Here is a 10,306-nt window from a genome sequence, read left to right as displayed (position 1 = left end):
TCAGTCGGCGAGCCGGCCCAGCTCGTCGAGATGCCGCAGCCCCGGGGTCCGCTGGATCACCTGGGTGAAGCTCACCTTCTCGCTGGCGGCGGTGAGGGCGGCGAGCACGGCCAGCACCCCGGCCCGGCCCAGTGGCCCGGTCCGCGCGGCCAGGCTCACCCCGAGCACCGCGCCGAGCGCGTTGGCGCCGCTGTCGCCGAGCATGACCCGCTCGTCGAGGTCCTCCTGGACCAGCCCGGCGGCCGCCCCGACCGCGCCCGCCGCGATGCCCCCGAACGGGCCGCCGGCGATGGGTGCGCCGAGCAGCATGCCGGCCTTGAGCGCCCGGCCGGGGCGCAGGTCGAGCAGATTGACCAGGTTGGCGGTGCCGGCCACCACGCCGGCGCCGAGCAGCACGTCGAGCCCGCGGCGGAGGCCGCCGGCCGCCTGCCGGCGAGGGTGCGCGGCGACCCGCGGGTCGGCGGCGAGCAGCGCCGCGGCGCCGAGCCCGGCCGCGCCCACGCCGGCGATCTTCACCAGCCCGGCGGTGACCCGCCCCTCGCGCAGCGCGGCCAGGTGCCCCGCGAAGCCCTTGGCGGCCTTCTGGTCGGGGCGCGCGCCGACGACGTCGTCGTAGAGGCCCACGGAGCCCGCGCCCACCCCGGCGAGCAGGGCGGCCGCGCCGGCCGGGGCGCTGCCGGCACCGAGCGCGCCCGCGGTGGCCGCGCCGACCGCGAGGGCGGGACCGGCGGCCAGGGTCACGGTGCGGCCCCGGAAGTTGGTGCGCTCCAGCACCGGCGCGCTCGGCGAGCTGCGCACCTCCCGCAGCACGTAGCGGGCGGCCAGCGCCCCCGCGCCGACGGCCAGCAGCCGACCCAGTCTCACGCGACCCCTCCGTTCCGGATGTTCAGCGCGACGCGGCACGGACCGGTCACTGGGGCAGTTTAGGCAGCAGGCCGGCGGCGTTGTCGCCGACGCCGTACTGGCCGGCCTTCTTCTCGGTCAGCTGCTGCACGAGGGCGAGGCTGGTGACCAGCTGCCCCTGGACAGTGTTGGCGTTGTCGACGGTCGAGATGGTCTGGGACAGCACCGGGTCGCCCCGGACCGCGGAGACCACGTTGTCGCCGGTCGAGCCCATGCCGCCGACCACGATCGCGCCGGTCCGGTCGAACTGCTCGGCGATCTTCACCACCGACGCGTCCTTCTCCGCCGAGAACTTGTCGACGTAGGGCTGGCCGCTGACCACCACGACCGCCTCGGCGGCGCCGCCGATCTTGTCCTGTGGGGTGAGGTAGCCGGAGTTGGTGTACTGCTGCACGACCGACCGGCGGTCCGCGTCGCTGACCGCCGGGCTGCCCTGCGGCCGGTCGAGCAGCACGCTGGCCAGCAGGGCGCTGGAGGTCTCCACGCCGTGCCCGTTGCCGGGCAAACCGGAGGTGGGCACGCTGTTGGGGCGGGCCGCCGTGACGGCGAGCTCCAGCAGGTTGTTGTTGCTGTCCGGGTTGATGAACTTGTCCTGGACGTCGATCCGGGCGGTGACGTTGGCCCCGGCGAGCTGCAGCATCTTGACCACGCCCTCGGTGTGGTCCCGGCCGCTGGGCAGGCTGAGCACCAGCACCCGCCGGCCGTTCAGCTTGCCCGGGAGGATCACCTGCGCCATCTCGGCGGCGAAGTCCTCCTCCATGTCCAGTTCCTTCTGGAGGCTGTTGACCGACTGGCGCATCAGCGAGTTGTCCTTGCTGAGCCCGTTGACCCGCTCCTTGAGCGAGTCGGCCACCGGGCCGTTGAGGGCGGCCGTGCCGACCACCAGGCCGATGGCCAGGGCCAGGAAGACCGCGGTCAGGGACACCACGTGGTAGCGGAAATTGATCACGCTTGCAGCCTCTTGATCGTCGGGGAGCTAGAAGATCTGGCCGAGCTGGAACACGAAATTGTCCCACCACTCCGACACCACGCCCAAATACGCCTTCCCGACTGTGGAGACCGCCACCGCGGAGGCCATCGCGGCCACCGCCGAGAGGATGAGCAGCAGCAGCGAGGAACCGGAGATGCTCTGCCGGTAGAGCCGGCTCACGCCCTTGGCGTCGACCAGCTTGCCGCCCACCTTCAGACGGGTCAGGAAGGTCGAGGCCATGCCACCCCGGCCCTTGTCGAGGAACTCCACCAGGGTGGCGTGGGTGCCGACGGCCACCAGCAGCGAGGCGCCCTTCTCGTCGGCCAGCAGCATGGCCAGGTCCTCGCTGGTGGCCGCGGCCGGGAAGGTGATCGCCGGCACGCCGAGGCCCTCGACCCGGGGCAGGCCGGGCGCCCGGCCGTCCGGGTAGGCGTGCACGATCACCTCGGCGCCGCAGCGCAGCACGTCGTCGGTGACCGAGTCCATGTCGCCGATGATCATGTCGGGGGTGTAGCCGGCCTCGACCAGCGCGTCGGCGCCGCCGTCCACGCCGATCAGCACCGGCTTGAACTCCCGGATGTAGGGGCGCAGCACGTCCAGGTCGGCCTTGTAGTCGTAGCCGCGGACCACGATGAGGCAGTGCCGGCCCTGGATCTGGGTCTGGATCTCCGGCACGCCGACGCCGTCGAGCAGCAGGTCGCGCTCCTGCTTGAGGTAGTCCATGGTGTTGGCGGCGAACGCCTCCAACTGCACCGACAGCCCCTCGCGGGCGTCGGCCATCGACTTCGCCACGGTCTCGGCGTCCTGCAGGGCGCCGTGCGCGACCGGCTCCTCGCCGACGAAGACCGTGTTGCCCTCGATGCGCACCACGTCGCCCTCGCGGATCTGCTCGAAGACGCTCTCACCGAGGTCGTCCAGCAGCGGGATGCCCGCCGCGATCAGCACCTCGGGGCCGAGGTTCGGGTAGCGCCCCGACACCGACGGCTTGGCGTTGAGCACGGCCGCGACACCGACGGCCACCAGCGAGTCGGCCGCCACCCGGTCCAGGTCGACGTGGTCGATGACCGCGACGTCGCCCGGCCGGAGCCGCCCGACCAGCCGCTTCGTCCGGCGGTCGAGGCGCGCGGTACCGAGGACTGAGCCCGGTTCCGCGTTCCGGGTCCGGCGCAACGTGGGTAGACGCATCGTGACCATCCTGGCATGTGAGGCATGTTTTGCTGTCGCGACATGCCTGAGCAGGGCCGCCTACCCAGGGAAGCACACCGGAGCGCACGCCGGTGTGCTTGCGCTCACAATCTCGGGATCACGGGCGCCTTTCCTTGGCCGCCACGGCCAGGAGCTCCTCCGCATGCGCGATACCCAGATCCGAGTCCGGCAAACCGGCGAGCATCCGGGCGAGCTCGCGGGCCCGCTCAGTGTCCTCCACCACCCGGACGCCGCTCGTGGTGACCGCTCCCCCGGTGTCCTTCGCCACCACGAGGTGCCGGTCGGCGAACGCCGCGACCTGCGGCAGGTGGGTGACCACGAGCACCTGGTGGCTGCGGGCCAGCCGGGCCAGCCGGCGGCCGATCTCCACCGCGGCCTGCCCGCCGACGCCCGCGTCGACCTCGTCGAAGACCAGCGTGGGCGGGCCGCCCGAGCCGGCGAAGACCACCTCGATGGCGAGCATCACCCGGGACAGCTCGCCACCGGAGGCGCCCCGCTGCAACGGCAGCGCCGGCGCGCCCGGGTGGGCGAGCAGCCGCAGCTCCACCTCGTCGGCGCCGTCCGGCCCGACGCCGGCCTCGACCCCGTTGACCGGCAGGCTCGGCTCGGCCCGCCCGGCCGGCCGGGCCAGCACGGCCACCTCGATCCGGGCGTGCGGCATGGCCAGCCCGGCCAGCTCGACGGTGACCTGCTCGGCGAAGCGGACCGCCGCCTCCTGCCGCGAGGTGGAGACCCGGCCGGCCAGGTCGGCCACCTCACCGGCGAGCCGGGCCGCCTCCCGATCCAGCTCGTCCAGCAGGTCGTCGGAGGTGTCCAGGTCGGACAGCCGGGTGCGGGCCCGCTCGGCCCAGGCGATCACCCCGTCGACGTCGTCCGCGTATTTCCGGGTGAGGCCGCGCAGCGCGGCCCGGCGCTCGTAGACGGTCTGCAGGCGCGCCGGGTCGGCGTCGAGCGCGGCCAGGTAGGTCGACAGCTCGGCGGAGACGTCGGTGACCAGCGTGGCCGCCTCCTCCAGCCGGGCGGCCAGCTCCCCCAGGGCCGGGTCGGTGCCGGCCTGCGCCTCGAGGGTGCGCCGGGCGGTGCCGAGCAGCGCGGTGGCGTCGGGGGTGTCGTCGGCCGCCTCGACGCCGCCCGCCACGCACTGCTGGGCCACCTGGGCCGCGGTGCGCAGCCCCTCGGCGTGCTCCAGGCGCTGCGCCTCCGCCTTCAGCTCGTCGTCCTCGCCCGGCTGCGGGTCGACCCGCGTGATCTCATCGAGGCCGAGCCGGAGCAGATCGGCCTCCTGGTTGCGCTCGCGCGCGTTGCGCCGCCGGTCGGCCAGGTCGTCGACCACCGCCCGCCACCGGGTGTGCGCCTCGCGCAGCGCGTCGAGCAGCTTCTCGTGCTCCGGGCCGGCGAACCGGTCGAGCGCGGCCCGCTGCTCGGCCGGGCGCAGCAGGCGGAGCTGGTCGGACTGGCCGTGCACGGCCACCACCTGCTCGCCGACCTCGCCCAGCATCGACACCGGCATGCCGCGGCCGCCCAGGTGCGCGCGGGACCGGCCCTCGACGGTCACCGTGCGGCTCAGCAGCAGCGAGCCGTCCTCGTCGGGTTCGCCGCCCGCGTCGGTGATCCGGGCGTGCACCGTCCCGGCCACCCGGCCGTCCAGCCGCAGCCGGCCCTCCACCACGGCGCGGCCCGGTTGGGCCCGGACCCGGCCGGCGTCGGCCCGGCCGCCGAAGAGCAGGCCGAGGCCGGTCACCACCATGGTCTTGCCCGCACCGGTCTCGCCGGTGATGACGTTCATCCCGCCGGTCAGCGGCAGCGTGGTGTCCTCGATGACGCCCAGTCCGGTGATGCGCAGCTCTTCCAGCACAGCACCCGACAGTAGACGCGTCCTCCGACACTTGACCAGCCGGCGCGGTGCCCGTGGCGGGGTCGTACAGTTCTGCCCCGTGCTGGACGTGATCGGCCTGACCCCGGACGAGGAACGGCTCTACCGCTGCCTCGTGCAGCTCACGACCGCGCGGGCCGGCGAGCTGGCCGAGCGGCTCGGCCGCCCGCACGCGGACATCCTGGCCCAGCTCGACGCCCTGCGCGGCAAGGGACTGGTGCTGCCGGCCGGGCCGGAGCCCGACGCGCCGCTGCGGCCGCTGGCGCCCGACGTCCCGCTCGGCGAGGCGCTGCTGCGCCGCCAGGAGGCCCTGGAGTCGGCCCGCGCGGCGGTCACCCAGCTCACCGAGGAGTACCGGGCCGGAATGCGCCGGCACGACGCCGAGCATCTGGTCGAGGTCGTCACCGGCGCCCGGGCGCTCCGCGAGCGCCTGCGCGACCTGCAGAACGGCGCCCGGTCCGAGGTGCTCTGGTTCTGCCGGGCGAACCCGCTCGCGATGGCCGGCCAGGAGAACGTCGAGGAGTTCGACGCGCTGGCCCGCGGGGTCCGCTACCGGGCCATCTACGAACGCGGGATGCTCCTCGAACCGGGCGCGCTGGCGGACGTCGAGCAGGGCGTACGCGCCGGTGAGCAGGCCCGCGTCCTCGACCGGCTGCCCGTCCGGCTGGCCATCGTGGACGGCCGGACGGCGGTCTGCCCGCTCGTGCCGGAGCGGGACAGCGGCGAACCGAGCGCCGCGGTGATCGGCCGCAGCCAGCTGCTGGACGCGCTGCTCGCGCTGTTCGAGAGCCACTGGCTGATGGCGACGCCGTTGGGCCCGGCCGCCCCGCCGATCGCCCGGGACGGCGACGGCTACCGGCCGGACCCCGACGAGGCGCGGCTGCTCTCGCTCTTCGTGGCCGGGGTGCCGGACAAGTCGATCGCCTCGCAGCTCGGCGTGAGCCGGCGTACGGTGCAGCGCCGGCTGGCCGACCTCATGGAGCTCGCCGGCGTGGACACCCGGCCGGGGCTGGCCTTCCAGGTCGCCCGGCGGGGCTGGATCTGAGCCGGGCGGGGCGGCACCCTCAGAACCGACGAGACGCCGCCCCGCCTCAGCCGGGCGGGGCGGCACCCTCAGAACCGACGAGGCGCCGCCCCGCCTGGCCGGGCGGGGCGGCACCCTGAGAACCGACGAGGCGCCGCCCCGCCTTGCCGGGCGGGGCGGCACCCCCGGGGCCGCCCCGCCCGACGATTCAGCGCAGCCCGTACGCGTCGAGCACGGTCTGCTCGACGGTGTTCCCGGCGCGGTCCCGGGCGTGGGTGCGCAGCGACACCGTGCCGTGCCCGGCCGGCACCGCGGCGGTGAACCGGGTGCCGGAGCCGTGCACCGGCACCGCCCGCCAGCTCCGCCCGCCGTCGAACGACACGTCGACGGTGACCCGACCGCCGGTCGGCGCCGGCAGCCCCGCCGGCTGGCGCAGGGTCAGCTCCAGCCGGTGCGGCCGGCCGGCCACCTCGCCGCGCAGGTCGGCCGGAACCCGGTAGTCGACCTGGAGCAGCGGCAGTGGCCGGGCGGCGGAACCGGCCGGGCGGGCCGAGGTGAACTCCCAGGCCGTCTCGGTGCGGGTGGACCGCTGCCACTCGTCCGAGGACCGCCCGGTGGTGACGTCCAGCCGGTAGCGGGCGGCGTCCGCGGTGGTGGGCACGGGCGCCCAGCCGCCGGTGAGGTCGGCGATCTGCTGCCCGTCCCGGCTCAGCCGGCGCTCGACGGTGTCCTGCTCCTCGCCGTACCCGGCCGGGCTGTAGTGGCCGTCCGCGTCGACGAACTCGGCGACCCGCAGGTCCAGGGTGTCGCCGGTGCGCGTGGGCACCGGCGCTCCGCCGCTCGCCGGCACGGCCGGCCGCACCACCGGGGCGTGCCAGGTCGCGGTGACCCGGTCGTCGGCGGCGTACCGCCGGGGCTGCTCGGCGAGCCCGCCGAGCAGCGGCCCCCAGGACCAGGTGAGCCGGTGCAGCACCCGCTGCTGCCACCAGGAGTCCCCGGCGCTGACGAACTCCTGCCGGGTGGTGCCGGTACGCACCATCCGCTGGTCGTCGTTCCAGGAGTACTCCTGCCAGGGGCGCCAGCCGAACCGCTGCTCGGTGGCCCAGTCGGACCCGCCGGTGTCGGCGTAGCGGGCGGTCACCTCGGCGGTGTTGTCCGCCGTCACCCGGTGCACGATCCGCTCCGGGACCCGCCCCTTCGACACCTGCCACACGTCGTACAGGTAGGGGCTGTCCACGGTCAGCGTCACGTCGAGGGTCACCCGGCCGCGCTTCGCCGCGGCGATCATCCGCTGTCCGTCGTCGTTCGCGACCACCAGCGACGGGATCGGCAACCGGTCCCCGTCCGGACGCCAGACCGTCCACGCGCTCCGGTCCGCCGGACGGACGATGAGCACCATGGCGGCGCCGGCCGCCGTGGCGTCGGCGATCTGGTCCTCCTCGGCGCGGTCGTAGCTGCCGGCCACCAGCGCGGCCGCACCTCGGGCGCCGGCCCGGGCCAGCTCGGCGGCGGTGCCGTCGCCCGCCCAGACCAGCGGGAGCTTCCGCCGGCCCGCCGGAGCCGGCGACTGGCCCAGCAGGTTGATGTCCAGCGGACCGGCAACCTTACCGACCTGGGCGTCCACCATGGGCGCCACCAGCTGCCAGCGGGAGGCGAACTCGAACTCGCCCCGGCTCACCGGCCGCGTCGGGGTGACGTTGACCTGCTGGGTCGTGCTGAAGTTCATGACGCCGTGGTCGACCTGCCGGCCGTTGCCGAAGATCCGGTGCTCGTAGAAGCTGATCGCCGCCCGCTGCTCGGTCGGCTTCGGCGTCTCGATCCGCACCGGCGTGCCCTTGCGCGGGTCGAGGACCACCGTCAGGTCCCGGTCGACCATGAGCTCGGGGTCGGTGACCAGGGTGATCTGCTCGTCCAGCGGGGCGCCGTGCTCGATCAGGCCTTCCAGCAGGTACGGACCCTCCTCGACCTGCACCTGCCACCCGGTGGGGGGAAGCCAGAGCAGCTGGTCCGAGTCAGAGTGCTCACCGAAGAGGGTGACCACCGGCGAGAGGCCGGGCTGCCCGGCCATGTCCAGGGCGCGCAGGGTGACGGTGTGGATCGGGCCGCTGAGGGTGAGCCCGACGGCCGTGCGTACGGCGACACCGTCCGCGCCGGTGGCCACCAGCCACCCGCCATGCACTCCCCGCTCCAGCTTCGCCGGGTCGGCGTGCAGCGGGACGTTCACGCTTCCGCCGGCCGGCACGGTCACCTCGGTGGCGTCGAGCGAGATCCCGTCCGGCTCGGCGGCGCCGCTGTCGAGGTTGCGCAGCTCCAGGGCCAGCCGCAGGGTCTGCGGGGACGCGGTGCCGTTGGTGTACGTCACGGTCCGCTCCGCCGCCGCGCCGCCGGTGTTCACCCGGCCGAAGTCGGCGGTGGCCGAGCCGTACACCCGCTGGCTCAGCGCGCGGGCCACATCGACCCGGCCGCCGCCCTGCTCGTAGACGGTCAGCGCGGGGTTCGCCTTCGCGGTGCTGGCCAGCGCGTCCTTGAGCTTCCCGGCGGTCCAGTCCGGGTGTTCCTGGGCGAGGATCGCGGCCGCTCCGGCCACGTGCGGGGTCGCCATCGACGTCCCGGACGCCCGCGTGTACGCCTCGTCCACCGGCGTACCCATGGTGGTGCCGGAGGCGCGGGCGGCGGCGATGCCGACACCCGGCGCGGTGATCTCCGGCTTGAGGCCGTTGTCGCCCAACCGCGGGCCGCGGCTGGAGAAGTCGGCCAGGTTGTCGTCGCGGTCCACCGCGCCGACGGTGAGCGCGGCCGCGGCCGCGCCGGGCGACCCGACGGTGCCCGCCGCCCCCTCGTTGCCGGCGGCGATCACGAAGAGCGCGCCGGTCTCGGCGGTGAGGTCGTTGACCGCCTGGCTCATCGGGTCGGTGCCGTCGGTGGCCGGGCCGCCGAGGCTCATGCTGACCACCTTCGCGCCGGAGTGGGCGGCCCACTCCATGCCCGCGATGATCCCCGAGTCGTAGCCGCTGCCACCGTCGTCGAGCACCTTGCCGATCAGCAGCCGCGCTCCCGGCGCGACGCCCTTGCGCAGGCCGTCGGAGGCCGCGCCGCTGCCGGCGATGGTGGACGCCACGTGGGTGCCGTGGCCGTGACCGTCCCGGGCGCTGCCGCTGCCGGTGAAGTCCTGCGCCTCGGCGATCCGACCGGCCAGGTCGGGGTGGGTGGCGTCGACGCCGGTGTCGAGCACCGCGACCCGGACACCGGTGCCGTCCCGGCCGGCCGCCCACGCGGCCGGGGCGCCGATCTGCGGCACGCTGTGCTCCAGCGCCGGGTGCACCCGCCCGTCGAGCCAGATCCGGGCGATGCCACCACCGAGGCGGGGCGCGGCGCCTGCGCTCCGGACCGCCGGCGCGCCGCCCAGCGTGGTCCACAGCCCACCGAGGTCGGCCTTGTCGACCCGCAGCGCGGCGCCGTTGATGCTCGGCAGCGCACGGGTCGCGGTGGCGCCGGCCAGCGCCTGCACGCGGCCGGCGGCCGGCTGCTGGTAGCGGACGATCAGCGGCAGCGTGCCCTGCGCGGCGTCGCCGTAGCCCTCGGCGGCCAACTCCTCCACGTCGAACAGGTCCGGGTCGAGCGCCCCGGCGGTGAGGTACGGGACGACGTCGCTGGGCAGCACGCGCAGCCCGCCGTCGACCTCCAGGGTGTGGAAGGTGACCCGCTCCCGGCCGGGACCGGGGTGGACCGTGGCGGCGACCCGGCCGGGCGCGGCCCGGACGAGGTCGACCCGGTCGCCGGTGATGAGGGTGATGCGGGCGGGTGCGGCGCCCGGGGCGGCCGTGGCCGGGCTCGGGCCGGTGGGCCGGGCGGCCGGATCGGCGGACGCCGGTGCGGCGAGCCCGACCACCAGCGCCCCGACCGCGCCGGCGGCGAGCCAGCGTGGGGACCGGTGCATGCGATGCGCTCCTCTGCTCGGGGGCCGGCCTCGGGGGGGATTGAGGCCGGCCCACCGGAGTCTGCGACGGAGATCATCTGCCGGTCACTAGGTACGCCGCGCCGCACCGGCGACATGTCGCCAGGTGGACACGAGGTTGCCGCGACGGGACGAGCGGATGGTCACCGCCCCGGTGCCCGCGGTGGTCGGATCGCCGGAGCGGCGTTGTCGGATCGCCGGAGCGGCGATGGTCGGGGTGCCGGAACGAGTGCGTAGCCGCCCGGTTCGTGAGCCGCCGTTTCCTCCGACGGCGGCTCGCCGATCCGGCCGACCCGACCGGGGTCGAAACCCGGCCGGGCGCGGCTCGCCGTCCGCCCGCCGCGGCCGGCCGCGACTCCTCCGGCACCCCGACCG

At 75.3% G+C, this 10,306-nt stretch carries 6 protein-coding genes; 1 reads left to right on the top strand and 5 read right to left on the bottom strand.

Annotation, left to right across the window (positions count from 1 at the left end; all coding sequences use genetic code 11):
- From ACQP12_RS11690 to recN, 4 genes are all read right to left on the bottom strand, one after another.
- Positions 1-864, bottom strand: a complete 864-nt coding sequence (locus ACQP12_RS11690) for a hypothetical protein (protein ID WP_433287365.1) — start codon at positions 862-864, stop codon at positions 1-3.
- A gap of 46 nt (positions 865-910) precedes the next feature.
- Positions 911-1,852 (bottom strand): copper transporter, encoded by a 942-nt coding sequence (locus ACQP12_RS11685; protein WP_433287363.1) that lies wholly within the window; start codon positions 1,850-1,852, stop codon positions 911-913.
- A gap of 27 nt (positions 1,853-1,879) precedes the next feature.
- Entirely contained in the window at positions 1,880-3,058 is a 1,179-nt protein-coding gene (gene steA / locus ACQP12_RS11680; RefSeq protein ID WP_433287361.1) for a putative cytokinetic ring protein SteA, read from the bottom strand.
- Between the two features lie 118 nt (positions 3,059-3,176).
- Entirely contained in the window at positions 3,177-4,934 is a 1,758-nt protein-coding gene (gene recN, locus ACQP12_RS11675; RefSeq protein WP_433287359.1) for a DNA repair protein RecN, read from the bottom strand.
- Between the two features lie 79 nt (positions 4,935-5,013).
- On the opposite strand from recN, the gene ACQP12_RS11670 reads away from it, so the two are divergent.
- Positions 5,014-5,997 carry a helix-turn-helix domain-containing protein gene (locus ACQP12_RS11670; RefSeq protein WP_357949315.1) on the top strand — a complete coding sequence of 328 codons (984 nt, stop codon included), beginning with the start codon at positions 5,014-5,016 and terminating at the stop codon, positions 5,995-5,997.
- A gap of 187 nt (positions 5,998-6,184) precedes the next feature.
- On the opposite strand, the gene ACQP12_RS11665 is transcribed toward ACQP12_RS11670, so the two are convergent.
- Positions 6,185-9,913, bottom strand: a complete 3,729-nt coding sequence (locus tag ACQP12_RS11665; RefSeq protein WP_433287356.1) for a S8 family serine peptidase — start codon at positions 9,911-9,913, stop codon at positions 6,185-6,187.
- Between the last annotated feature and the right edge of the window lie 393 nt (positions 9,914-10,306).

The sequence above is a fragment of the Micromonospora sp. CA-244673 genome (assembly GCF_050948395.1).
GTDB lineage: Bacteria > Actinomycetota > Actinomycetes > Mycobacteriales > Micromonosporaceae > Micromonospora.
The sequence above is the reverse complement of the archived record's forward strand: the minus strand, read 5'-3'. Positions and strand labels throughout refer to the sequence as shown.